This is a genomic window from Nonomuraea insulae (assembly GCF_042656245.1).
This window is the reverse complement of the sequence record NZ_JBHSPA010000027.1, coordinates 78,554-101,162: the sequence shown is the minus strand read 5'-3', so window position 1 is coordinate 101,162 and position 22,609 is coordinate 78,554. Positions and strand designations below refer to the sequence as shown.

General features: G+C 70.9%; 24 protein-coding genes. 9 read left to right on the top strand and 15 right to left on the bottom strand.

Annotated elements, in window-relative coordinates:
• Positions 1-3: 3 nt before the first annotated feature.
• From ACFPZ3_RS22790 to ACFPZ3_RS22750, 9 genes are all read right to left on the bottom strand, one after another.
• Complete coding sequence (locus ACFPZ3_RS22790; RefSeq protein ID WP_379516222.1) at positions 4-396, bottom strand: Tad domain-containing protein; 393 nt, start codon at positions 394-396, stop codon at positions 4-6.
• 20 nt (positions 397-416) lie between these two features.
• Positions 417-803, bottom strand: a complete 387-nt coding sequence (locus ACFPZ3_RS22785; protein ID WP_379516221.1) for a TadE/TadG family type IV pilus assembly protein — start codon at positions 801-803, stop codon at positions 417-419.
• Entirely contained in the window at positions 800-1,192 is a 393-nt protein-coding gene (locus ACFPZ3_RS22780) for a TadE/TadG family type IV pilus assembly protein (RefSeq protein ID WP_379516220.1), read from the bottom strand. The genes ACFPZ3_RS22785 and ACFPZ3_RS22780 overlap by 4 nt, the downstream gene beginning before the upstream one ends.
• A gap of 110 nt (positions 1,193-1,302) precedes the next feature.
• Positions 1,303-1,548, bottom strand: coding sequence for a hypothetical protein (locus ACFPZ3_RS22775; RefSeq protein ID WP_379516219.1), 246 nt, complete (start codon positions 1,546-1,548; stop codon positions 1,303-1,305).
• Positions 1,548-2,468, bottom strand: a complete 921-nt coding sequence (locus tag ACFPZ3_RS22770; protein WP_379516218.1) for a type II secretion system F family protein — start codon at positions 2,466-2,468, stop codon at positions 1,548-1,550. Before ACFPZ3_RS22770 ends, ACFPZ3_RS22775 begins: the two co-directional genes overlap by 1 nt.
• Positions 2,461-3,312 carry a type II secretion system F family protein gene (locus ACFPZ3_RS22765; protein WP_379516707.1) on the bottom strand — a complete coding sequence of 284 codons (852 nt, stop codon included), beginning with the start codon at positions 3,310-3,312 and terminating at the stop codon, positions 2,461-2,463. Before ACFPZ3_RS22765 ends, ACFPZ3_RS22770 begins: the two co-directional genes overlap by 8 nt.
• Positions 3,313-3,314: 2 nt before the next feature.
• Positions 3,315-4,610, bottom strand: a complete 1,296-nt coding sequence (locus tag ACFPZ3_RS22760; protein ID WP_379516217.1) for a CpaF family protein — start codon at positions 4,608-4,610, stop codon at positions 3,315-3,317.
• Positions 4,607-5,323 carry a hypothetical protein gene (locus tag ACFPZ3_RS22755; protein WP_379516216.1) on the bottom strand — a complete coding sequence of 239 codons (717 nt, stop codon included), beginning with the start codon at positions 5,321-5,323 and terminating at the stop codon, positions 4,607-4,609. The genes ACFPZ3_RS22760 and ACFPZ3_RS22755 overlap by 4 nt, the downstream gene beginning before the upstream one ends.
• A gap of 1 nt (position 5,324) precedes the next feature.
• Positions 5,325-5,993 carry a hypothetical protein gene (locus ACFPZ3_RS22750; RefSeq protein WP_379516215.1) on the bottom strand — a complete coding sequence of 223 codons (669 nt, stop codon included), beginning with the start codon at positions 5,991-5,993 and terminating at the stop codon, positions 5,325-5,327.
• 345 nt (positions 5,994-6,338) lie between these two features.
• Between ACFPZ3_RS22750 and ACFPZ3_RS22745 the strand changes: the two genes are divergently transcribed.
• On the top strand, positions 6,339-10,913 hold the full coding sequence (locus ACFPZ3_RS22745; RefSeq protein ID WP_379516214.1) for an FtsK/SpoIIIE domain-containing protein: 4,575 nt from the start codon (positions 6,339-6,341) through the stop codon (positions 10,911-10,913).
• A gap of 68 nt (positions 10,914-10,981) precedes the next feature.
• Here the strand turns inward: ACFPZ3_RS22745 and ACFPZ3_RS22740 are convergent, their stop codons facing one another.
• The gene (locus ACFPZ3_RS22740; RefSeq protein WP_379516213.1) at positions 10,982-11,539 is read right to left on the bottom strand and encodes an ArsR/SmtB family transcription factor; all 558 of its coding nucleotides are present in this window, start codon (positions 11,537-11,539) and stop codon (positions 10,982-10,984) included.
• Positions 11,540-11,601: 62 nt separating this feature from the next.
• On the opposite strand from ACFPZ3_RS22740, the gene ACFPZ3_RS22735 reads away from it, so the two are divergent.
• Both ACFPZ3_RS22735 and eccB read left to right on the top strand, forming a co-directional pair.
• Positions 11,602-12,999, top strand: a complete 1,398-nt coding sequence (locus ACFPZ3_RS22735; protein WP_379516212.1) for a prolyl oligopeptidase family serine peptidase — start codon at positions 11,602-11,604, stop codon at positions 12,997-12,999.
• Positions 13,000-13,061: 62 nt separating this feature from the next.
• Positions 13,062-14,471, top strand: coding sequence for a type VII secretion protein EccB (gene eccB / locus ACFPZ3_RS22730; protein WP_379516211.1), 1,410 nt, complete (start codon positions 13,062-13,064; stop codon positions 14,469-14,471).
• A gap of 6 nt (positions 14,472-14,477) precedes the next feature.
• Here the strand turns inward: eccB and ACFPZ3_RS22725 are convergent, their stop codons facing one another.
• Together ACFPZ3_RS22725 and ACFPZ3_RS22720 are read right to left on the bottom strand one after the other, a co-directional pair.
• Complete coding sequence (locus tag ACFPZ3_RS22725) at positions 14,478-15,287, bottom strand: hypothetical protein (RefSeq protein WP_379516210.1); 810 nt, start codon at positions 15,285-15,287, stop codon at positions 14,478-14,480.
• Positions 15,288-15,290: 3 nt separating this feature from the next.
• Positions 15,291-16,346 carry a hypothetical protein gene (locus ACFPZ3_RS22720; RefSeq protein ID WP_379516209.1) on the bottom strand — a complete coding sequence of 352 codons (1,056 nt, stop codon included), beginning with the start codon at positions 16,344-16,346 and terminating at the stop codon, positions 15,291-15,293.
• Positions 16,347-16,571: 225 nt separating this feature from the next.
• Here ACFPZ3_RS22720 and ACFPZ3_RS22715 point away from each other — a divergent pair, with 225 nt between their 5' ends.
• The 6 genes from ACFPZ3_RS22715 to ACFPZ3_RS22690 are packed head-to-tail and all read left to right on the top strand — an operon-like array spanning position 16,572 to position 20,817.
• Positions 16,572-16,910: a WXG100 family type VII secretion target gene (locus ACFPZ3_RS22715; protein WP_379516208.1), complete on the top strand. Its 339-nt coding sequence runs from the start codon at positions 16,572-16,574 to the stop codon at positions 16,908-16,910.
• Positions 16,911-16,931: 21 nt separating this feature from the next.
• Positions 16,932-17,243: a WXG100 family type VII secretion target gene (locus ACFPZ3_RS22710; RefSeq protein WP_379516207.1), complete on the top strand. Its 312-nt coding sequence runs from the start codon at positions 16,932-16,934 to the stop codon at positions 17,241-17,243.
• Positions 17,244-17,290: 47 nt separating this feature from the next.
• Positions 17,291-17,653, top strand: a complete 363-nt coding sequence (locus ACFPZ3_RS22705) for a hypothetical protein (protein WP_379516206.1) — start codon at positions 17,291-17,293, stop codon at positions 17,651-17,653.
• Positions 17,653-19,041 (top strand): hypothetical protein, encoded by a 1,389-nt coding sequence (locus ACFPZ3_RS22700; protein ID WP_379516205.1) that lies wholly within the window; start codon positions 17,653-17,655, stop codon positions 19,039-19,041. The genes ACFPZ3_RS22705 and ACFPZ3_RS22700 overlap by 1 nt, the downstream gene beginning before the upstream one ends.
• Positions 19,038-19,457: a hypothetical protein gene (locus ACFPZ3_RS22695; protein ID WP_379516204.1), complete on the top strand. Its 420-nt coding sequence runs from the start codon at positions 19,038-19,040 to the stop codon at positions 19,455-19,457. The genes ACFPZ3_RS22700 and ACFPZ3_RS22695 overlap by 4 nt, the downstream gene beginning before the upstream one ends.
• A 19-nt stretch (positions 19,458-19,476) precedes the next feature.
• Positions 19,477-20,817 (top strand): WXG100 family type VII secretion target, encoded by a 1,341-nt coding sequence (locus ACFPZ3_RS22690; protein WP_379516203.1) that lies wholly within the window; start codon positions 19,477-19,479, stop codon positions 20,815-20,817.
• A 13-nt stretch (positions 20,818-20,830) separates the two neighbouring features.
• Here the strand turns inward: ACFPZ3_RS22690 and ACFPZ3_RS22685 are convergent, their stop codons facing one another.
• Genes ACFPZ3_RS22685 through ACFPZ3_RS22675 form a run of 3 tightly spaced genes read right to left on the bottom strand, consistent with a single transcriptional unit; the run spans position 20,831 to position 22,584 of the window.
• Positions 20,831-21,268: a YbaB/EbfC family nucleoid-associated protein gene (locus ACFPZ3_RS22685; protein ID WP_379516202.1), complete on the bottom strand. Its 438-nt coding sequence runs from the start codon at positions 21,266-21,268 to the stop codon at positions 20,831-20,833.
• 42 nt (positions 21,269-21,310) lie between these two features.
• Complete coding sequence (locus tag ACFPZ3_RS22680; RefSeq protein WP_379516201.1) at positions 21,311-22,276, bottom strand: hypothetical protein; 966 nt, start codon at positions 22,274-22,276, stop codon at positions 21,311-21,313.
• The gene (locus ACFPZ3_RS22675) at positions 22,276-22,584 is read right to left on the bottom strand and encodes a hypothetical protein (protein WP_379516200.1); all 309 of its coding nucleotides are present in this window, start codon (positions 22,582-22,584) and stop codon (positions 22,276-22,278) included. The genes ACFPZ3_RS22680 and ACFPZ3_RS22675 overlap by 1 nt, the downstream gene beginning before the upstream one ends.
• Between the last annotated feature and the right edge of the window lie 25 nt (positions 22,585-22,609).

Genomic DNA, 22,609 nt, shown 5'->3' with positions numbered 1-22,609 from the left:
GGTCTATCTCGCTTCGGGAGCGGCCGTCGCCTCGCCGGTCATCTCGGAGCCGGGGAAGCCGATCGCGCTCAGGAAGAACGCCTTCCACCCCACCGACACGGTGACCGTCACCTGCGCCTGGCCCTGCCCGACCGAGCACTCCCCGGAGCTCACGTCGTCGCCGCCCTGGGCATCGACGATCTCGTCGGCCCTGGCGCACACCTGGTCCTCGCCGAGCAGCCGCATCTGGCCCGTCCGGCGGAGGTGGTCCTCGTCGACCTGGTCGGCGCCGGCCCGCGCGGCCTGCTCGGCCACGTCGGCGGCGCGCAGCCGGGCGTTGATCGCCGACCCGCCGTCCACCAGCAGCCCGGCCAGCAGGAACACGACGACGGAGAACAGCACGGTGAACACCGACATGGACCCACGCTCACCGCCCCTCATTCGACCCTCCTGAACTGCTCCAGCGGCACCACGGCCGTCCCCGTCAGCTGCTTGGTGGCGCCGAAGCCCAGGAAGCCGAGGTCCAGCTCGCACGTCACCTCGGCCTGGACCTGGCCGCCCTGCTCCCACTCGGAGCCGTCGAGCGAGACCGCGGCGGACTGGCAGGGCTCCTTGAGCGCGCCCGTGGTGATGGCCTCGGCCGCCGCCTCGGCGTCGTCGAGCGTGCGCTGTACGGAGGCCGCGCGGGCGGCGTCGCGAGCCGTCCCGTTGACCCGTCCCTGCGACTCCACCAGCACCCCCGCCCCGGCGAGGAACAGCAGGAACAGCAGGAAGACCGGAGCCAGCATGACCGTCTCCACCGCCATCGAACCCCGCTCGTTCACTCGCAGTCCTCGCCGCCGTTGTCGGGCCTGAAGCACTCGACGGGACCACCCGAGGTGGCGGTGATCGTGAAGGCGAGGTCGGGCAGCAGCGGGATCACCTGAACGGCGCTGCCGGTCACCGTGACGAAGCGCTCGTCGGGCTCCTTCTCGGAGGTCGTGGCGGCGGCTTCGCGCAGCAGCCGGGGCCCCACCGCGCGGATGATCTCGGTGGCCTTGCCGGTGGCCGCGCCCTGCCAGGCGCCGGAGTCGAACGGGGCCGACCTGGCCACCCTGGCGCCCTCCCTGGCCGCCGCCTCGGCGACCTGACGGGCGTGGAACCAGAGCGCGACCTGCACGATGAGCAGCGCGGTCGCGAGGATCACCGGCATGAGCAGAGCCAGCTCGATCACGGTCGCCCCGCGCTCGCCCCGCCGCCGCCGCTCCCGCCGCTCCCGTCGCGGCCGGGCTCTCGCGACGCCTCGCGGCCGGGCTCTCGCGAAGCAGTCTCGCCGCCGGACTCTCACGGAGCGCCGCCACCGCCATCACCGCCGGTGCCGCCGCCACCCCCGAAGGTCTGTTCGAGGTCGGCCGACTGCTGCTCGACCAGGTTCCTGATCAAGGTGGCCAGGCCCAGCGCGACAGCGGCGATGATGGCGGTGATGATCACCCATTCGACGGCCGAGGCGCCGCGGGTGGGCGCCGTGCGGGCGCGGTGGACCCGATCGCTCAGGTACGCGGTGAGGTAAACGATCCAGGGATGGTTCATCAGACCCCCAACATCTTCATAGCGGCGGGAAAACTGAGAAAAATCACGAAACCGGCGCAGAGCAGGAGCTGAGCCACGAGCATCGACTGCGAACGTTCTCCCGCCCGCCCCTCGATCTCCGCCAGCTCCCTGCGGCGCAGCGTGGCCGCCCTGGCCGTCAGCGAGGCGCGTACCTTCGCGCCGTCGTCCGCGACCAGGCCGAGCGCGGCGGACAGGTCGCGCAGCTCATCGACGTTGATCTCCTCGCCGAGCTGGCCGAGCGCCTGCCACGGGGTGATGCCGACGATCCTGGCCCCGCTCAGGGCGTCGCGGATGCGGCCCATCGCCCAGTTGGGCTGCTCGCCGCTGACCGAGACGGCCATCATCAGGGCCTCGGGCACGCCCCGGCCGCCGGCCAGGTTCATGGAGACGAGGTCGAGGAAGGCCCCGACGACGTGGCGGAAGTCGCGCCGCTTGGCCGCCGCGTCCCGCTTGACCTGCAGGTCCGGCAGGAAGAAGAAGACGACGGCGGCGAGTACGGCGGCCCAGAACGGGATGGCGAGCGAGGTGCCCCACTCCATGAGCACCAGCCAGGCCAGCAGCAGCGGGAAGGCCAGCAGGCCACCGGCCGCCAGCAGGACCTTGGTGGCCAGGAACGCCTCGAACGAGCGGCCCACCAGGGCCAGGTCCGCCTTGGCCGATCTGGCCTCCCAGCCGCGGGCGCCGTACAGGTGGGCCAGGCGGGCGCCGAGGCCGCGGCGGAACGCGCTGACCTCCTCGTCGGGGTGCAGGAGCTGGATACGGGGGGCGCCGGTGTCCTCGCGCACGGCGTCGAGCGCGAGCAGCCGCGCCACCAATCCCGGACGGGCCGGGAAGAGCGCCCGAAGCAGGACGAACAACCCCAGCCCGAGCGCCGCACCGGCGAGCGCACCCTCAACCATCGCCGCCGCCTCCTCCCATGAGCAGCCGCGTGGGCTTGTCGAATCTGGCCAGCCGCCGCATCCAGGCGAACCCCGCCCCGAACAGCCCCGCCACGACCACCAGCACGGCCTGGCCGAGCGGCCCCGAGTACTCCTCGACGTATTCGGGGTTGAACACGACGAGCAGCGCCGCGAAGGCGAGCGCGGTGCCCACCACGATCTGCACGCTGCGCCTGGTGGAGCGGCGTTCGGCCTCGACGCGGCGGCGCATGTCGAGCTCCTCGCGGGCCGAGACGGCCAGCGCGCCCAGCACGTCGCGCAGGCCGGGGCCGCGCAGTCTGGAGTTGAGGATGAGCGCGGCCACCACGAGGTCGGCCGAGGGGTCGTCGAGCTCGTCGGCGAAGCGGGCCAGCGCCTCCGGCAGCGCCATCCTGGTGTGCAGCCGGTCGATCATGGCGCGCAGGTGCGGCCTGAGCGTGGGCGAGGCGGCCCTGATGGAGGACGGGATGGCCTGTTCGAGGCCGGCGGCGCCGGCGATCGTGTCACGCAGCGACTCGGTCCAGGCGGCCAGGCCCTCCAGGCGGTGCATGGCCGCGCGTTCCTCGGCGGCGCCGCCGGCCAGGCCGCGCCAGGCGAAGACGAGCAGCACCGTGCCCACCGCCACGACCGGCCAGCCGGTGACGATCAGCACCAGGGTGGCGGCGACGGCCGCCACGGCGGCGCGGGTGGTCAGCATCTTGACCAGGTGGCGCTTGGGGCGGGTCGGGCGGCGGCGCAGGCCGTACAGGGCGAGGACGAACAGGAACAGGCCGCCGCCTGCCACCGCGCCGGCCAGCAGCGCCAGCGGGTCGAACGTGAACGGCATCGTCACCAGCCCCCCGGGTTGTAGCCGTGGGCGGCGAGTTCCTCCAGGCAGGAGAGCGGGGCGTGCGGGAGGGCGGTGCCGTCGGGGCCGGGCACGAACACCTCGCTGGACAGGACGCGGCCGTCGCAGCCGTTGACCTCGCGGATGCTGGAGACGTAGCGGCGCAGTTTGCCGCCGACGTGGTAGTCGTTGCGCTTCTCGATGAAGACGACGAAGTCGATGGCGCCCGCGATGAGCATGTGGGTGGCGTCGATGGGCAGGCGTTCGCTGGCCTGCAGGGCGTAGGTGGAGATGCGGTTGAAGACCTCCATGCTGGAGTTGGCGTGGATGGTCGACAGGGAGCCGTCGTTGCCCTGGGTCATCGCGTTGAGCATGGTGACGATCTCGTCGCCGAGCACCTCGCCGACGATGACGCGGCTGGGGTTCATGCGCAGGGAGCGCCGTACGAGCTCGGCCATGGAGATCTCGCCCTGGCCCTCGGAGTTGGGCAGGCGCTGCTCGAAGGCGACCACGTTGGGGTGGAGCTCGGGGAACTGGTCGAGGCCGAGTTCGAGGGCGCGTTCGACGGTGATGAGGCGTTCGACGGACGGGATCTCGTTGGCCAGGGCGCGCAGCAGGGTGGTCTTGCCGGCGTTGGTGGACCCGGCGATCATGATGTTCTTGCGGGCGGTGACCGCCGCGGTCAAGAACCGCCCTACGTCCGGACTTATCGTGCCGTTGCCGACCAAGTCGGCCATGAACACCTTGCCCAGGCGGGCGCGGCGGATCGACACGGCCGGCCTGACCGTGACGTCCATGACCGCGCTCAGCCGGGAGCCGTCCGGCAGCCGCAGGTCGAGCTGCGGGTTGGCGGTGTCGAACGGCCTGCTCGACAACCCCGAGTACGCCGCGAGGATCTGGATCAGCTCGACCAGCTCGTCGTCGGACTCGGCGACCGGCTCCCGCATGAGCTCCTGGCCGTCGGCGTAGCTCACGAACACCTTGTCGCAGCCGTTGATGTCGATGTTCTCGACCTGGGCGTCGTCCAGCAGCGGCTGCAGCCGGCCCACCCCGAACAGCGCCGCGTGGATGCCCGCCGCGAGCGCCTCCTCCTCCTCCACGGTGGGAGGGGTGCGGCCGAGGCCGATCTCGCTGCGGGCGTGCTCCTCCAGCACCTGGGAGATCAGCGCCCTGGCGAACTGGCGCTCGTCCTCCCCGGTCATCGGGGGCAGGCCGCTGGCCTGGTCGAGCCGTCGCTGGTGGGCCAGGCGGTCGCCGACCTCCTGGCGGAAACGTTTGACGAGTGCGTGGTCCATCATCGGTGGCTCACCAGCCTTGCCGCCAGGTCTCTTGCCGTACGGATGAGGAGCGAGCGGTCCAGGCGGCCGCCCCATTGGCCGCGCAGGAGTTCGGCGCCCTTGGGGTCGTACGCCAGGCCGTGCACGAACTGCACGCTCGGGCCGACGATCCTGCGTACGTCCTCGATCGAGCCCCGGTAGTTGCGCGGGTCGGCGATCACGGCCACGCCGTGGGCCTTGGTGACCTGCAGCCGCTCGCGCAGGTGGGCCACGTGGTCGAGGGTGGCCCTGGTGAGCAGCACGACCTGCTCGGCCTCGGCGATCAGGTCGGCGATCTGCGGGTGGGCGCCCAGGCGGCCGCAGTCGGCGATCACGTCGGCGTCCGGCACGCCGGCCAGTGACCGGCCCAGCGGGCCCCACAACCAGGTGAGCCCGGCGGCCTGCTCGCCGTGCGTGAGCCCCACCAGCACGTCGAGACCGCCGATGATCTTCTGGGTGTGCTGGTGGAGTTGTGCCGGTTCGAGCCCGCGCCGCGCGGTGGCCCCGAGCGTGAGCAGCCCTCTGCCGGGGTTGAGCACACCGCCGCCGGCGGCGGGCAGCCGGTAGGCGAGGTCGCCCCCGGCCGGGTCACATTCGGCCAGCAGCACGGGACGCGGCCACACCGCCGCCAGCGCCGTGGCAGCGGTGGTCACCCCCGGCGCGCCTTTGTCGGCCGCCAGTACGATCAGCGCCACGTCAGCGTGCCCCCGGAAGCTCGGCCACCGCGATTTCCCCGCTGGAGGCCGACGCCACTATTTCGGGCGCCGCGGGCGCGTCCACGACCACGGTGATCTGGCCGGAATTTCCCGTTCTGGACTTGTCGCCGACGGCGAAGACGAGCGCGCTGGCGGCGAGTACGCGGCTTTCTCCCTGACTCGACCGGCTGGGCACGAATATCACCTGTACGCGGTCACCTTGTTGCACACCCGCCGGCATTTGCCCCGGTTTCAGGGACAGCCCGACGGTGGCCTTTCCCTCCCCCAGTTCGCTGCTGGCCCGCACGCCCATCTGATTGGTCAGCAGCGTGCCAGGAAGGATCGTGACGGCCGCGAAGCTGTCGAGCACCTGCTGGCGCTGCGACCACGAGACGAACGCGATGCCCGTGTCGGCGATCTTCACTTCCTCGATCGCCGGCGCGCTGAACCTCTGGCCCGCGCCGATCTGCTGGGTGACGCGGATGGCGGAGATACGATTGCCACTTTGCAGGACGAGCAGGGTCGTGGCCAGCGCGCCGCCGAGGATGAGCAGGACGGCCAGCGCGGCCAGGGCCGGTTTGCGTTCGCGGGGTGGCACGGGGAGCTTGCGCGAGGCAGGGCCGGACAACCCCGCCGCCGCGTTGACGGCAGGCTTTTCACTGGTCCTCATGGGTGGGGGGCTCCCGAAGTGAATTGCGGAATTCACGCCATTATGTGCAGGCAGGCACAGCGGCGGAGGCTGAATTCAAGGACCCATGCTTGTTTCGCAGGTGACATGATGTCAAGCGGAAATAATCGATGCCTATTGTTTCTATCAAGTTGACGGATGCACATTTATCCGGCTAGTCGCCACTTCAACAACTCTTGTCACACGGGACACAGATTTTTCGAGATTTGTCCGCCGTATCCGGCTGCCCTCATGCCATTGCCGTCAACCCGCGCGCCCGGCCACGTTCCCGGCGCTACCTTGGCGGCCGAAACCTCTGGCAGCGAAGTCGATCAAGGAGACGGCACCATGCGGATCATGCTCACGGTGATCGGCGGGCAGGGCGACCGTGACGTCGTGATCGACGCCGACGACGGCGCCACCGTGGCCAGGCTGAGCGAGGCGCTCAGCGACGAAGGGCCGCTGGCGACGGTCGTCCGGCTGGCCAAGGCCAGGGCGCCGTACGGCATGGCCGCGCCCGGCGGCGCGGGCGCGCACGTGCCGCAGCCGCGCCGGCCGGAGCGGTCCGACATGGGGCCGCCCGCCCTGTGGCGCGACGGCCGGCCGCTCGACCCGCACGCCCCGGCCGCCGCCGTGTTGCGCGACGGCGACAAGGTCACGCTCGACCCCTACCTCGCCCGCGCCACCGTCGTCGAGGAGCCGGGCGGGGTCGCCGAGGTGCGGGTGGTGGGCGGGCCGGCGGCCGGGGCCGTGCACCGGCTGGGGCTGGGCGTGCACGTCATCGGGTCCGACCCGATGTGCGCGATGGCGGCCGACGATCCGGCGCTGGCGCCGGAGGCGGTGACCGTACGGGTGACGCCGGAGGCCATCACCGTGGAGCGGACCTGGCGGCCGGCCGGCGACGCGCCCAGGCTCAAGCTCAAGGGCCGCTGGGCCGACGAGGTGGCCGAGCTCACCGCGCGTACGGCGGAGCGGGCGGCAGCCGCGCACGCCGCCGGATACAGCGAGGTGCCCGAACTCGACGGGAAGCCGCTCACCGAGCCGGTGGAGTGGCCCGACCAGGCCGTGCTGACCTGCGGGTCCTCGGTGTTCGTGCTGACCTCGATCGAGCCGAAGGACGCGCACCTGGCGCCCAGGAGCGAGGGCGGCGTGGCCTACAACCGCCCGCCCAGGCTGCGGCGGCCCGAGCCCGAGCGCACGTTCGTCAAGCCCAAGGAGCCCTCCAGGAACGAGGGGCTGCGGCTGCAACTGCTGGCCGCGTTCCTGCCCGCCGTGCTCGGGCTGACCCTGGCCTTCGCCCTCAAGCAGTGGTACTACCTGCTCGTCGCCCTCATGACGCCCGTGATCATGATCGGCCAGTGGTGGAGCGACCGGCGGCACGGCAAGAAGCAGCACAAGAAGGCGATCAAGGAGTACCGGGAGCAGGTCCAGGCGTACGACGAGGCCGTGGAGCTGGCCAGGGCGGCCGACGAGGCGGCCCGCAGGTCCGACGCGCCCGACCCGGCGCAGGTGCTGCTCACGGCCACGGGGCCGCGCAGGCGGCTGTGGGAGCGCAGGATCCACGACACCGACGCCCTCAGGCTGCGCGTCGGGCTCGCCGACCTGCCCGCCGACCTGGACCTGTCGGAGGAGCAGGCCGGGCGCATCGACCCGCCGATCTGCCGTTCCGTACCGGTGGCGCTGCCCATGCGGCGGCTGGGCGTGGCCGGCGTGACGGGGCCCCGCTCGTCCGCGACCAGCCTGGCGAGCTGGCTGATCGCCCAGGCCGCGACCCTGCACAGCCCGCGCGACCTGGCCATCGTGGTGGTCTCCGCGCACCCCGACGCCGAGCGGCGGTGGGGCTGGCTGCGCTGGTTGCCACACTGTACGCCGCGCGCCGGTGAGGAGTGCGTGGCGCTGGTGGGCACCGACCCCGACTCGGCCGCCCGCCGGGTCTCGGAGCTGGCCACCCTCATCGACGAGCGCCAGAACACCTCCATCCCCGAGCTGGGCAAGATCCCCTCCGGCTGGGACGACCTCGGCGGGCCCGAGAAGCCCACGTTCTCCTCCTACGACGTGCGCCCCTACGACGTGCTGGTGATCCTCGACGGCGCCCAGGTCCTGCGCGGCCTGCCGAACATGCCGCAGGTGCTGCGCCAGGGACCGCGATCCGGGGTGTACACGCTGGCCATCGACGAGGACCAGCGGCTGCTGCCCGAGGAGTGCCAGACGGTGGCCGCGTGCGGCCCCGACGGGCTCGTGCACCTGCGCGGCGGCGGCCTCGACGTCATCGGCCCCGTGCTGGCCGACCTCGTCTCCGCCACCTGGTGCGACCGCCTGGCCAGGGCGCTGGCCCCGATCCGCGACGTGAGCAGGGACGATCCAGGCGGCAACCTCCCCGGCGCGGTCCGCCTGCTCGACCTGATGAACCTGCCCGTTCCCTCCGGCAAGGAGCTGGCCGCCCAGTGGAGCGAGCGGGGCAGCACCAAGGCGCTGATCGGCGTCGGCCCCGACGGGCCGTTCTCGGTGGACCTCACGCTCGACGGCCCCCACGGGCTGATCGCCGGCACGACGGGCGCGGGCAAGTCGGAGCTGCTGCAGACGCTGATCTGCTCGCTGGCGGTGGCCAACCGCCCCGACCAGCTCACGTTCGTGCTGATCGACTACAAGGGCGGGGCCGCCTTCAAGGAGTGTGTACGCCTGCCGCACACCGTCGGCATGGTGAGCGACCTGGACGGCCACCTGACCCAGCGGGCCCTCGACTCACTGGCGGCCGAGCTCCGGCGCAGGGAACGGTTGCTGCTCTCCGCCGGGGCCAAGGACATCGAGGACTACGAGGGACCCGGGCTGCCCCGGCTGATACTGATCATCGACGAGTTCGCCGCCCTGGTGGCCGAGCTGCCTGACTTCGTGACGGGGCTGGTGGACATCGCGCGCAGAGGGCGGTCGCTGGGCATTCACCTGATCCTGGCCACGCAGCGGCCCGCCGGGGTGGTGACGGCCGACATCCAGGCCAACACCTCGTTGCGGATCGCGCTCCGGGTGACGGAGCCCGCCGAGTCGGCCGACGTCATCGACCAGCCGGACGCCGCGCACATCTCCAAGTCCACGCCCGGCCGGTGCTACGTGCGGTCGGGGGCGGGGGCGGCGGTGGCCGTGCAGACGGCCAGGGTCGGTGGACGCAGCCCGGTGCCCTCCTCCCCCGGGCCGGCGGCCGGTGGGAGTGTCCGGGTGCTCGACGTGGACTGGCGGGCCCTGGGCAAACCGCTGCCCCCGCCACCGCAGTCCGCGGAGGAGGACTCCGCGACCACGGATCTCACGCTCGTCGCCGACGCCCTCATCGAGGCCGCCGAGCTGGCCGGCGTGCCCATTCAGCCGAGCCCGTGGCTGGAGCCCCTGCCGGTCCGCCTCGTCCTGGACCTCCCGGCCGAGGGGGACTCCGGCTCGGAGGAGGTGGCGCCGCTGCCGTTCGGGATCACCGACCGGCCATGGGCGCAGGACCGGCATCCGCTGGCGCTCGACGTGGCGCACGGGGGGCACCTGCTCATCGCGGGAGCCGCGCGCAGCGGCAGGTCGACGGCGTTGCGGACGATCGCGGGCTCCATCGCGGCCCACGCCTCGCCCGAGGACGTCCACCTGCATGCCGTGGACTGCGGCTCGGGCGCGCTCCTGCCGTTGATGGCCATGCCGCACTGCGGCGCCGTGGTGACCCGCGACCAGCTCGACCGGGTGGAGCGGCTGCTGACGCGGCTGAGGGGCGAGGTGGGGCGCCGTCAGCAGTTGCTGGCCGAGGCCGGGCACGCGTCGCTGGCCGAGTACCGGCAGGCGGGGCATCGGCTGCCCTGGCTGGTGTTCATGCTGGACCGCTGGGAAGGGTTCGTGGCCGCCTTCGAGAACTACGACTACGGGCGGCTGATCGAGGCGCTGCTCCAACTCCTGCGGGAGGGTCCGGCGGTCGGGCTCAGGGCGGTGGTCTCCGGTGATCGGTCCGGGCTGCTCGGGCAGGTCTCCACGGTCTTCGACGACCGGCTGCTCCTGCGCCTGTCCGACCCGGCGGACTACGGGCTGGCGGGCTTCCCGCTCAAGGGACTGCCCGCGTCCATGCCGCCGGGCCGGGCCCTGACGATGGGCGAGCACGGCATCGTGGAGCACCACATCGCCCTGCTGGACGCCGACCCGGCCGGCCCCGCGCAGGTGGCGGCGTTGCAGAGCCTGGCCCGCGCCGCCACGGGCGCGGATGGGCGGCGGTGGGGAGGAGCGCCGCCCATGCGGGTGGACCCGCTGCCGATGCGGATCACCGTCTCACAGACGCTGGCGCTCGATCCCGGGTTCGAGCCTCCATCGCCGCTGTGGGGGCTGGTCGGCGCGGGTGGCGACGCGCTGGCGCCGCTCGGCCTGGACCTGCTGGCCCACGGGCCGGGCGCGGTGATCGCGGGGCCGTCCCGCTCGGGCCGTTCCTCGGTGCTGATGGCGGCCGCCCAGTCGCTGATCGCCCACGGCACTCCGGTCGTCGCCGTGGCCCCCAGGCGCAGCCCGCTGCGGGACCTGGAAGGGGCGCTGGCCGTGCTGACCGGCGACGCGACGAACCTGCCTGAGCTGGTGGCCGACCAGGAGCACTACGTGGTGCTGGTGGACGACGCCGAGCTGGTCAACGCGGACGGGCCCCTGGGCACGGCGCTGGAGGAGGTGCTGAGGACGGGCAGGGACGGCGACCACGGGTTGCTGCTGGCCGGGGCGACGGGTGACCTGACCGTGGCGTATCGGGGGTTCGTGGCGGAGGCGCGCAAGTCGCGTACCGGGCTGCTCCTCGCCGTGCAGGGGCAGACCGACGGCGACCTGTTCACGATCCGGCTCCCGCGCGGGACCACGGGCGGCCCGCCTGGGCGCGGTTTCCTCGTCACGACCGGCACCATCACGCCCGTCCAGGCGGCCCTGCCTGACTGAGCGTCAGCCGGCGGGCAGCGCCAGTCGGCGGGCAGGGTTCGGCGGGCACGGTCAGTCGGCGGGGAGGGTCAGTCGGCGGGGAGGGTGAAGAGGCGGACGTAGACGGGGCGGGCGTCCGGCGGGGCGTCGTCCGCCGGGCGGCTGTAGCGGAGGAGCAGGGCGATGTACTCCTCGTAGAAGGCGTCCAGGTCCTGCCTGGTCATGCGGGCCAGCCCTCGTGAGCCCTTCGCCCAGTCCGGGTCGGCCCGGTAGGCGGCGGGGAAACGCTCGAACAGGACGCGGTCCTCCTCGTAGCCGACCCGGTGGAACTCCTCCAGCACCGCCCGGTCCCCCGGCGCGAGCTGGTCGGGGGTGGGCAGGCGCATGTCACGGGGGATCGCGGCCCTGCGCCACCAGCGTTCGCGGCCGGTCGAACGTTCGGGGATCTCCTCGATGAAGCCGTACTTCTCCAGTTGGCGCAGGTGGTAGCTGGTGGTGCCGGTCTTGGCCCCGAGCAGCTCGCCGAGGGTGGTGGAGGTGGCCGGGCCGTGCAGGTTGAGGTGGGTCAGCATGCGGCGGCGCATGGGGTGCGCCAGGGCCTTGAGCCGCTCTGGGTCGTCGAGCACGAACGGCTCGTCATCCTTCATGGGGAGCAGGGTAGTCCTCTGGAAGGATTACCGACACTTCTCTGCAGAGTAGTGTCGGCAATATGAGAAGAATCCTGGCGGCCATGGTGGCCGTGTTATTCGTGCTGGCCCGACCGGCGCTCGCCGAGCCCGCGCCCGCGCCGGTCGTGCCGGGTGATCTGACGACGACCGAGGTGAGCTTCCGCGGCGGCGGGAACCTGACGCTGCACGGCAGCGTGATCAGCCCGGCGCGGGGCGGGAGCGGCGCCGGGGTCGTGCTGGTGCACGGGGCGGGGACCGGGACGCCGCGGGAGAAGCTGCTGGGTGAGGCCGTGGCGTTCGCGCGGCAGGGGTTGTCCGTGCTGGTCTACGACAAGCGGTCGGAGGGGTACTCGTTGTTCGAGCGGTCGTACTCGACGCTGGCCGACGACGCGCTGGGGGCCGTCGAAACGCTCAGGCGGCGACCCGGGGTCGATCCGGGCAAGGTGGGCATCTGGGGGCTCAGCGAGGGCGGCTGGGTGGCGCCGCTGGCGGCCTCCCGCTCCGCGGACATCGCCTTCGTGATCGTCGTCGGCGGCAACGCGCTGCAGCCGCTGCGCCAGCAGACCTGGGCGGTGGCCGCGGGGCTGCGGAAGGCGGGTGTCGGCGGGTCGCTGGTCGATCGGGCCGAGCCCACGCTCTACCGGGTGATCGCGGACGGCGGGATGTTTCCTGAGCCCTACTTCGACCCGGCGCCGGTCATCGCGCGGGTGCGTCAGCCCGTGCTCGCCATCTGGGGGGTGCACGACCTGCTGACGCCGCCCAGGGAGACGCCGCCGGTCTTCGCCAAGGCTCTGGAGGAGGGCGGGAACCGGAGCTACACGTTCCGGTACTTCGCCGGAGCCGACCACGCCGCCCATGTGACGCCCGACGGCGGGGTCACCCGGCTGCCCGAGCTGGCCCCCGGCTACGCGGAGCTGGTCGGGAGCTGGGTGGGCCAGGCGATCTCCGGGCGGGCGCCCGTGGCCCAGGTGTCAGGGCCGGCGCCGGTGCAGGCGGAGGACTCCGTGGGGGTGCCGCCGGCCGCCTGGTGGGAGTCGGCGGGCGTGCAGCTCGTGGCGCTGGTGCTGATGCTGGTCGCGTTCGGCGGGTATCCGGTGGTGGCGCTGGTCCGCAGGATCAGGCGGCGGCCGGGCGCGGGGTCGAAAGCGGCGCGGCTGGTCAGCGCGGGTGGGCTCGTCGTGGTCCTGGGCGGCTTCTCGTACCTGTTCTACCTGGTCATGACGGGCGGGAAGTTGTCCGTGCCCGGGCCCATGGTCGCGGACAGGCCCCTCGTCTGGCTCGTGCTCCAGGCGCTCGCGGTCGTGACCGTCGTGGCCACGGTGATCACGGGGGTGCGGTGGCGGCGGGCCACCGGCGACAGGGCGCGGCTCGGGCTGCTGGTCGCGGGCGGTGTGGCGTTCGTGCCGTGGGCGTTGTATTGGGGGCTGTTGCTGCCCTGAGCGGTTCCTGGGACAGCGGGGGCGTTTATGCTGATGCGCGGGTTCTGTCGCTGGGAGGGGCTGTGCAGACCAAGAAGGACCTCTATCAAGCCCACCGGTTGCAGCAGCAACGGCTCGGCCTGGCGCTGCTGCAGGCGGAGCCTGACATGCCCGAATCCCCGATGCGGCGGCAGAACGTGGCCACGTTCGGCGGGATCCTGATCGGCGTGCTGGTGATGGCCGTGTTCGGGATCTGGGGCCTGGTGAGTCCTGGCAACGCCACCAAGCTCACCGAACCGGGGCAGTTGCTCGTGGAGGAGGCGAGCGGGGCCAAGTTCGTCTACAGCGAGCAGCAGCGGCGGTTGTTGCCGGTGGCGAACTACGTGTCGGCGCGGCTGGTCCTGGACGCCGCGCAGATCACGACCCGCAGCGTGGACACAGCGTCCCTGGCCGCGTACGCCAGGGGGCCGCTCATCGGGATCTCCGGGGCGCCCGACTCGCTGCCCGCCAGGGAGAAGCTGGTCAAGGCGCCCTGGTCGGTGTGCGTGGTCGAGGGGCCGGACAACCTGGGCGGGAACAAGCCGTACACCACGCTGATCGGCGGGACCGACGTCGGCGGGCGGGCGGTCGGCGGGGACGCGATGGTGGTCTCCGACGGGCAGCAGAACTGGGTGATCTGGGGCGACCGCCGCATGCGCGTGGCCGCGCACGGCGTGCGCGCGCTCAACGCGCAGCCGAGGAAGGTGCCCACGGCCTGGCTGAACGCCCTGCCCGCCGGTCACGACTTCGCCGGTCCGAAGGTGCCCCAGCGCGGCAAGAAGATGCGGGCGGGCGGCAAGGTCACGGCGATGGTCGGGCAGGTGTTCACGGTGCCGGCGCTGCCCGGCACCCCCGCCCGCTGGTACGTGCTGCTCTCCGACGGCCTGGCGCAGGTCTCCGCCGTCCAGGCCAGGTTGCTGCTGGAGGACCCGAACAGCAAGAAGGCCTACGGCGGCAAGGCCGTGCTGGAGCGGCGGATCGACGCCGCCTCGGCCAACGCCTCGCTCTCGAAGCAGACCGTCATGGACTCCACCCTGCCCGCCACGATGCCCAAGGCGGTCAACGTGCCCGCCTCGGCGCCGCTCTGCTCGGTGTATGCGAACACGCGGGCGGGCTCGGTCGCGGCGAAGGTGACGGTCGGCAGCAGGATGACGATTCCGACGCCGTCGAGCACGGCCGGGCAGGACCGGTTCGACCAGGTCCTGCTCCCGCCGGGCAGCGCGGTCGTGGCCGGGCTGCTGCCCGGCGAGGGGCAGCTCAACGCGGTGGCGACGTCGCTCTGGCTGATCAGCGACCAGGGCGTGAGCTATCCGGTGCCCTCGGCCGACGTACTCGGCAAGCTGGGCTACGACGCCGCGGACGTCACTCCCGTGCCCGCGAACCTCATGAAGGCGATCCCCCTGGGCCCGGCCCTCGACCCGGCGGCGGCCAGGGCCCCGCTGGGCGTCAGGTAGCGGCCGTCAGAACCCGAAGTCGGGCATGAGCGACGGGTCCTCCATCTTGCTGGTGTCGAACTGGCTCTGCGGGTCGTCCACGATGTCGACGCTGGAGGGGTCGTAGATGGCGCTGGCCTCGATCAGGTTCGGCGCCTTCGCCGACGCGGCCTGCAGCCCCGGCAGGTCATGGGAGAACTGGTTGTAGGCGACGCCCGCGATCCCCAGGATGACGGTGGCCTTCAACACGAGCTTCCAGTGGTTCTTGAAGATCGTGGACACCGACTGGTGCAGCCCCATCACCGCCCGCATCGCCGCCGCCTCGCCCGGAGCCGCGCCGGCCACCGTCATCCGCGCCGTCATGACGAACAACGCCAGCGCCTCCAGGAAACCCCCGACGATGACGCAGATCTGCATCAGCACGTGGAAGCCCTGCGCGGTGGCCTTCAGGGTGTTCCCGGTGCCGACCCTGCTCTCGTCGAGCGTGGCGAGGTGCCCGTCGAGCACGTCGATCTTGTCCTTGAACGACTGGTAGGCCCGGCCCTCCCAGTCCCCGTCCTCGCCGATCTGCTTGCCGATCCGCTTCAGCTCGCTGCGCAGGGCGGCGATGTCGCTGCCGCTGTCCTTCCCCTCCGCTGCTTCGCCGGAGGCCCCGACGTTGACGGACTTGGGGTTGAGCCACTCCTCGGCCCCCGCGTTCTGCGCATGCGGGTCCGCCGCCAGCATCGACATGAGCCCCACGAGCGGCCAGGCGTACGGCATGATCACGGCCGCCGAGGTCGCCATCGCCACCGCGGTCAGGAACCCGTTGACGTCATTCGAGTAGTCCTCCGCCATGACCTACTCCTCCTCCTTGCCGAGCACGGCCGGCGTGTAGTCCACGTCCGCTCCCCAGACGCCCTCTTCCTCGGACAGGTGCGGGCCGCGCTCGCGGTCGTTGTCGCTGGAGTTCCCGCCCGCCCCGCCCATGCCGCCTGGGGGGTACATCGGCGGCACCCCGGAGTTCAGGGCGCGGGCGATGCTCCCCTGCGACCCCGGGCCACCCGGCGAGACTCCCATGTTGCCTTCCGGATAGCTGACACCCGTGCGAGGCGTGACGGAGTTCGGGTTGAAGGCCGTGGTGTCCGGGGTGCGGAACTGCGGGGTCGTGGTGGAGGTCGGCAGGTTCGGGTTCGGGTTCACGCTCGCCAGGTCGGTGTTCGGCTTGTCGACGCCGTTCAGGTCCGGGGTGCTGACGTTGGGGGTGGTCAGGTCCGGCTGCTGGAGGTCGTTCGGATCGGGCGTCGTCAGGTCCGGCTGCTTGATGTCGTTCGGGTCCGGGGTGGTCAGGTCGGGCTGCTCGATGTCGCTCGGGTCCGTCACGGGGATCTCCGGCTTTTCGAGGTCGCCGGGGTCCAGGTCGCCCGGATCGATACCTTTGGGATTGCCCAGGCCGCTCGTGTCCGGCATCTTGCCCAGGTCGCCCGCGCCCGGCATCTTGCCCATCCCTGGGCCGGTGGGCACTTTGGGGGTCCCGGGGCCCTTGGGCTTCGCCTTGCTGGCCTTCTCGGCTTCCTCGGTGTTGTCGGCCGCGGTGTTGAGCGCTTCCTTCCAGGAGTCGAGCACGTCCTTGGCCTGCTTCAGCGCGTCGGCCGCGCTGTCGCGCACCGAGCGGTGGGCCACGTTCATGCCGCCGCCGATCACGCCGAAGGCCATCTGGTGGATGTCGATCGACCTGGTCTGGTCGCTCATCGCCGTCAGGTCCTGGCCGTAGCCGGCCACGTTCGTGCCCATCTTCCTGACGCTGGAGTAACGCATCTTGAAGTTCGGGTCGATGCTCTTCGGGTCGATGCTCGCGCCGAGGTTGCCGTACGCGGCGGCGAACGGGTCGGTGCTCGATGAGGATGAGTCGGTCATGCGCCCCCCTTGTCACGTACGTCACATACGCTACGCCAGCTCACATTACGGACGCACCCGAATCAAGGCCGCCGATCTGGCGATACACCAGCAATCTGCCTCAGAGATATGGAAAATTAACTCGATCACGTGCGACGCTAGCGACAGATGTTCACTAATGTGGCCATTTGGGCCGACTCTTCACGGTCGGCCTGAGTAAGCCGACCAGCAAGGGAGGGAGACCCTGTGGGAGCCCAACCGCAGACTCAAGTAAGCGAATCCGATCTCAAGGCCGCCGTCACCCTCATCGAGGACGCCGCGGTACAGCTGCGGGAGATCCAGAGGAACCTCGACACCGCGGGTGTGACGCTCAAGACCCACTGGGTCGGCCAGTCGGAAGCCGCGTTCGACGCCGTGCACAAGAAGTGGCACGAGCGGATGGACGTCGTGCTGGGCAGCCTGCAGCGCCTGGCGCAGAACATCGGGACGAACAACATGAACTACGCCGCGTTCAACGAGGAGCGGACGCAGGCGATCAATCAGATCGCCGCGCTGATCAACGCCGCCCCGCAGTCCCGGATCTAACGAGCAGCACAGGAGGCCGCGATGCCCGCTGAAGACACTTTCGATATCACCAAGGTCAACTACTCCGGTCTCGGCGAGGGTGAGGACGCCTTCGCCAGGGCCTTCAACGGCATGGTCACCACTCTGGACACCCTGGAGCGGGACCTGCTGGCCAAGAGCGCGATCTGGCAGGGCGAGGCCAAGGGCGTCTTTGACGAGGTCAGGGAGCTCTGGAAGCGCGAGGCCAACGACATGTCGCAGTTCATCGAGCTGATGAAGAAGAACATCAACATCACCAACATGAACATGCAGCAGGTCGAGAGGGTCAACGCGCAGATCTTCGACGGCAAGTAGGGCAGGGCGGGCGAGATCGCCGAGAGCCCTGACAGCGTAGGGGGAGCATGGGCACCGATCGTGGAGTTGACCTCAGCAGGCGAGCGATCAAGGCCGCCAGGACCGACCTGGCGGAGGCGCTCGCGCTCCTGAGCCCTGACAAGGAGAACGGCGGCACCGCCACGCCCGTCCTCACCCCGGAGGGCAAGGCGGCCTCGCTGTCCTCCGACTTCTCGGCCATCGGCTTCTACTGGCCCGCCGCCATGAACTTCCACCAGAGCGCGAGCAACGGCATCAGGGCCGTGAGCTCCTCCTACAGCAACATCGTCCTGCAGTTGCAGACCCTGATCCAGCTGTTCGACCAGGCGCTGCGCAACTACGACGGCGTCGAGGTGGGCAGCGAGGACCGCTCCGGGCAGGTGCGGGTCTGATGGCCCAGGAGACGCAGCCGATCAGGACGGCGATCGACACCAAAGAGGTCGATGACGCCAACCTCGACATGCTGCGGGAAGACCTGAAGAACAACAAGCCCGAGTTGCTGCGCGACGCGGCCTCGGAACTGCTCACCGCCAAGCGGCGCCTGGACAGCCTGGTGAGCGTGATCGACCGGCATCTGACCGCGCTGGACAAGCACTGGACCGTGGGCGAGGACGCCAAGACGGTCAAGACCTCGCTGAGCAGGCTGCGGAGCTCCACCGCCGACGTGTCCACCACGATCAGCGAGCAGACGATCGACGCGGACGCCAAGCAGTGCCTCGCCAACCCCTCCGGCGTCGCGCCCGCGCTCATCCAGCAGGCCCACACGTTGTCGGCGCTGAGCGGCAAGAGCGTGCCGGAGTCGGAGAACCGGGACGTCAGCGTCCTGGAAGGCGCCTTCCAGGGCGGCGTGGCCGGGACCATCGGAGGCTCGCTCGCGGGCCCACCGGGAATGGTCGTCGGCGCCGTCGTGGGCACGCTGGCCGGAGGCGTCACCGCGCTGTTCACCGACGGGCCCTTCGGCAACATCGTCGGCGACTCCAAGGAGGAGAAGAACAGGAAGGCGGCCAAGGAGCACATCAAACTGCTCACCGAGGCGACCGAGCAGAACAACCGGGCGTTCCCGGCGGATCTCCGTACGGACATCCCGCAGTTCGACACGCTCGACCCGAGGATCCCCAAGGTGCCCTTCCCCGGCGGCGACAGGACCGACGGCACGGTGCCGGCCGGGCTCAACCAGTCCATCACCTCCCCGAACGCCAATCTGGACGGCCTGGGCTACCCGAACCAGGACGGCCTGCGGGACCCGAACCTGCACCAGATCCCCGGCCTCGGCGACACCGATCCGGGGAACGGCACGCTGCCCGACGGCTCCGGCCTGGACAGCGGCGTGGGCGACGTCCCGGGGTCGGACCTGAGCGGCGCCGGCAAGCTGCCCGACGCGCCGGGCCTCGGCAACACCCCCTCCACGAACACGAACCTCCCCAACACCAGCCTCAACGCCCCCAACACCTCTCTGGCGGGCCTGCCCGACCCTTCGTCGTCCCTGAACACCCCGTCGCCCAGCACCAGCCTGCCGAACACCACCTCAGGCATCGGCAACCCGTACGGCGGCGGGGGCGCGGGCAACGGGATGACCGGCACCGGGAACGCGGCCTCAGCCCTGCGCGGACTGGGCGGCGCCGGATCCCCGATGATGGTCCCGCCCGGCGGGCGCGGCAACACGCAGGAGAGCCAGGAGTCGTCCAGGACCACGTGGTTGCTCGAAGACGAGGACTACTTCAGGAGCGACGAGGCGACCACGAACCCCTATCTCCGCGGTGACACGAAAGGCAAGGCATGAGTCGCCCATCGGACCCCGGCGGCAGCCCACCGCCGGAGCTGCACCTGCCCAGCGACTTCCCCGGTCTGACCGGGGATGACGGCGGCGGCCCGTACATCGAGCACAGCAGGGTCAAGAGCATCGTCTCCAGCCTGCGCGAGAACCTCGGCTCGCTGCGCGGAGCGGCGCCCAGTGGCATGAGCGCCACCTGGTCGGGAGCCGGCACGGTCAACGAGGTGTCCTATCGAGGCAACGTCGGGCCGGCGGAGACCGGCAAGTGGGAGGCGGCCACCGCCTTCGGCGACAACCTCACCCAGGCTCACACCGTGTTCAACGACAGCTACGGAGTGCTCGTCGACAACGTCGAGAAATGGGTCGACGCGGTCGAGAAGGCCATCGTCAACTACGAGAAATTCCAGCGGGACAGCAGTGCCTGAGAAGCGGCGGGGATGAGCGATGGCCGATCACTGGGAGCCGATCAGGGTCTATGAGGTCCCCACGACCTCACCCGGCGCCGACACCACCAGGCAGCAGATCCTCGCCTGGCTGAACGCTACCGACCCGGACTCGGTCAGTTCCGCGGGCGAGAGCTACGTGTACGCCGCCGACCTGATCAGGGGCAAGGACGGCATCCAGAGCGCCATCATGAGGGTGGCCAAGGACCTGGCGAGCGTGTGGCGGGGCGACAGCGCCACCACGGCGCTCAAGGCGTTGCGGCTGCTGCACGCCAGCGCGGGCGCGCTCGCCGACGCCATGCACGACACCGGCAAGCCGATGACCGAGTACGCCGGTGAGGTCAAGAGCACCCGCGAGAAGATCGCCGGAGCCACCGGCGGCCTCCCGCTGCTGAACCGGTACAACAACGGCGGCAACTTCGGCGGCGACGGGACGCTCCAGAGCCCGTACACCCCGCCGTTGCTCACCGACTCCGGCTCCGGCAACTCCCTGACCTCGACGATCGAGGCGAACCTGCGGGCCAGGCTGGACATGGAGGAGCTCAACACCAAGATCGACCTGCTGAACCGCCGGTTGGCCGAGGGGCTCTCCTTCCAGATGCCCGACATCAGCCCCATCGAGGTGGAGCTGACCAAGCAGGACAAGCTCGATCCCGGCAGCGGGTCCGACACGCCCACGGGCAAGACGACGTACTGGAACGGCAGCGGCTCGGACGACGGCACGACCGGCTCGAGCAGCACCGGGAGCGACTCGGACACCACCACCCCTGAGACCACGAAGCCGCAGGACACGACCCCGACGGACCCCGAGCAGGGGCAGGACGATCCGGACACCGACCCGCAGGACGACCCGGCCACGCCGGAGCAGCCGGGCGACCAGGACCAGCCCGCCGACCAGCAGGACCAGGACCAGAGCGAGCAGCAGCAGCAGCAGGACGTGCCCCCGGTCATCTGGGCGGACACCCAGACCCAGCTCGCGGACGCCACCACGAACCCCACGACGACGACACAGCCGGGCACGACCGCGAACACGAACCCGTACCAGAGCACGGTCATCCCCACCCAGACGCCGACGGCCACCACCCCGAACCCCTTCACGCCCGGCCCGGGGTCGAACATGTGGTACGGCTCGGGCGGCGGGTCGGCCGCGTCAGCCGCTCCCGCCGTACTCAGGGGCGGGGCCGCGTCGGGTTCCGGCCTCATGGCCTACCCGCCCGGCATGGGCATGGGCGCCGGAGCGGGGGCGGGCAACGAGGGCGAAGAGCGTACCCGGGAGATCTACGACCCGGAGCCCAGCGTCTGGTCTGTCTCGCACGACACGAGCCCGGAGAAGATCGGCTGACCCCCTCGGGGGGTCAGCCCTCCATGCGGTTGCGGATGCGGTCGAGCTGGCCCATGAGGTCCTCGAAGGTCCTGTTGTAGGCCGCCTCCGCCTGGCGTACCTGCTGCATGGCACCCTCCGGGTCGTTGCCCAGGCGCATCGGGTTGTCCTCCCCGAAGGCCTCCTCCATCCCCTCGTTCATCTGCCGCCGCAGGTCGGCGGCGGCCTCGGCGACGGTGTCCTTGATGCGCTCGGCCAGCTCGCCCGAGGTCAGGCGCATGGCCTTGGGATGCAGGATGAGCTCCTTGAGCCCGCCGCCGGCGAACTCCGCGGTGACGAGGCCGTCCTCGTCCTCGGCCCGGCCGATCAGCTGGGAGACGAAGGTGTGCATCTCGGCGACGCGCGACATCTGCTGGTCGGCGTTCTTGAGGATCTTGTCGAAATCCAGCGCGCCGAATTCCCGGTCGATCATCCCCGCACCTCACAAATCACGCTTTTGGTGGCAACCCTATCCTCACGGAGTGGCCGGGGCGGGAACATCCCTCTTCGGCTCGACCCAGTCGAAGTCCTGGTAGCGCGGGGGCGGGCCGCCGTTCGTGGCGGGCTCCAGGAACGAGGGGTACTTGCTGGAGTCGATCGTGATGGTCTTGAAGTCGATCGCGGCGTCGCCGCCCGGCGTGATGTAGCCGAACTGGTGGTTCTTCTTCACCATGGTCGACAGCACCTCGCCGCCCTCCTTCAGCGTGGTGGCCAGGGAGGTGGCGATGAACAACGTGGCGATGTTGACCTCGGCGGTGATGTACCTCTCCAGCATCAGCCCCCACACCGAGGTGTTGGGCACCCGCTGCAGCCGCTTGGCGATGATCACCAGGCCGAGCGCGGCCAGCGACATGCGCAGCACCCAGGTCCAGAAGCTGCGATACGACGCCGCCACCTCGTCCAGCATGCTCGCGCCCTTGCCGAGCACGTTGCGCAGCGCGCCGATCTCCCGGTGGAAGGTCCACAACACGCGCTCGAACTCGTCGCGGTCCGCGGCGATCCAGCCGTCTCTTGAGGTGTTGAGAATCTGCGGGATCAACTGCTTGATGCCGTCGTCGAGCCGCGCGGCCATGCCGCTGTCCCAGGTGGAGACGGCCTGCGCCATGCCGGGCTCGTTGGCCAGCATGCCGGCCGCGATGGCGATGGCCGGCGACAGGCCCAGGGCGATCCTGCCGACCCGCTTGAAGGCGTTGAGCGCCTTCTCACCCAGTGAGGTGGCGTACGGGTTGCCGCGCATGGCGGAGACCGCCTGCTGGGGCGCAGGCGTGTTGTACGGCCCCGCCTGGGGCGCCCCGAACCCCGAGGCCGGGTACCTCGGTGGCCCGAACCCGCCCGACGTGGGCGGCGTGGTCGGGGTGCCCGCGGGCGTGGCGTAGGGGTTGCCCGGCAGCGGCTGGTTCGGTACGGGCCGGGTGTGCGCCCACGGGTCGGGAGTGCTCATCAGCGGTATCTCGCGATGCTGGCCTCCTCGGCCGCCCGCCAGTTGCGCCTGGCCCGCTCCAGTGCCTCGGTCCAGCCCTTGATCGCGTTCTCGGCGTCGGTCATGGTCGTGTCGGCCCAGGTCCTGAAGCCCTCGTACGCGCCGCCGATCATCAGGCCGCCGATCGCCCCGAACCCGAGACCGTCCACGGCGGTCATGGGCACGAGCCCGTGGACGAACTCGATCGACGGCAACATTTCCTCCTCCACCCGGGTACGCGTGTGGGCGATGGTGGAGGAGGTGACATAGATGTCCTGGTTACTGGCCACGGCACCTGATTTTTGTTGATAAATG

Coding starts and splice junctions, on each gene's coding strand:
- ACFPZ3_RS22720 (WP_379516209.1), bottom strand. CDS start 16,346: ATGACCGACTCATCCTCATCGAGCACCGACCCGTTCGCCGCCGCGTAC.
- ACFPZ3_RS22750 (WP_379516215.1), bottom strand. CDS start 5,993: ATGAGGACCAGTGAAAAGCCTGCCGTCAACGCGGCGGCGGGGTTGTCC.
- ACFPZ3_RS22685 (WP_379516202.1), bottom strand. CDS start 21,268: ATGATCGACCGGGAATTCGGCGCGCTGGATTTCGACAAGATCCTCAAG.
- ACFPZ3_RS22680 (WP_379516201.1), bottom strand. CDS start 22,276: ATGAGCACTCCCGACCCGTGGGCGCACACCCGGCCCGTACCGAACCAG.
- ACFPZ3_RS22745 (WP_379516214.1), top strand. CDS start 6,339: ATGCGGATCATGCTCACGGTGATCGGCGGGCAGGGCGACCGTGACGTC.
- ACFPZ3_RS22790 (WP_379516222.1), bottom strand. CDS start 396: ATGTCGGTGTTCACCGTGCTGTTCTCCGTCGTCGTGTTCCTGCTGGCC.
- ACFPZ3_RS22740 (WP_379516213.1), bottom strand. CDS start 11,539: ATGAAGGATGACGAGCCGTTCGTGCTCGACGACCCAGAGCGGCTCAAG.
- ACFPZ3_RS22765 (WP_379516707.1), bottom strand. CDS start 3,312: ATGCCGTTCACGTTCGACCCGCTGGCGCTGCTGGCCGGCGCGGTGGCA.
- ACFPZ3_RS22735 (WP_379516212.1), top strand. CDS start 11,602: ATGAGAAGAATCCTGGCGGCCATGGTGGCCGTGTTATTCGTGCTGGCC.
- ACFPZ3_RS22760 (WP_379516217.1), bottom strand. CDS start 4,610: ATGATGGACCACGCACTCGTCAAACGTTTCCGCCAGGAGGTCGGCGAC.
- ACFPZ3_RS22695 (WP_379516204.1), top strand. CDS start 19,038: ATGAGTCGCCCATCGGACCCCGGCGGCAGCCCACCGCCGGAGCTGCAC.
- ACFPZ3_RS22690 (WP_379516203.1), top strand. CDS start 19,477: ATGGCCGATCACTGGGAGCCGATCAGGGTCTATGAGGTCCCCACGACC.
- ACFPZ3_RS22725 (WP_379516210.1), bottom strand. CDS start 15,287: ATGGCGGAGGACTACTCGAATGACGTCAACGGGTTCCTGACCGCGGTG.
- ACFPZ3_RS22700 (WP_379516205.1), top strand. CDS start 17,653: ATGGCCCAGGAGACGCAGCCGATCAGGACGGCGATCGACACCAAAGAG.
- ACFPZ3_RS22705 (WP_379516206.1), top strand. CDS start 17,291: ATGGGCACCGATCGTGGAGTTGACCTCAGCAGGCGAGCGATCAAGGCC.
- ACFPZ3_RS22770 (WP_379516218.1), bottom strand. CDS start 2,468: ATGGTTGAGGGTGCGCTCGCCGGTGCGGCGCTCGGGCTGGGGTTGTTC.
- ACFPZ3_RS22710 (WP_379516207.1), top strand. CDS start 16,932: ATGCCCGCTGAAGACACTTTCGATATCACCAAGGTCAACTACTCCGGT.
- ACFPZ3_RS22775 (WP_379516219.1), bottom strand. CDS start 1,548: ATGAACCATCCCTGGATCGTTTACCTCACCGCGTACCTGAGCGATCGG.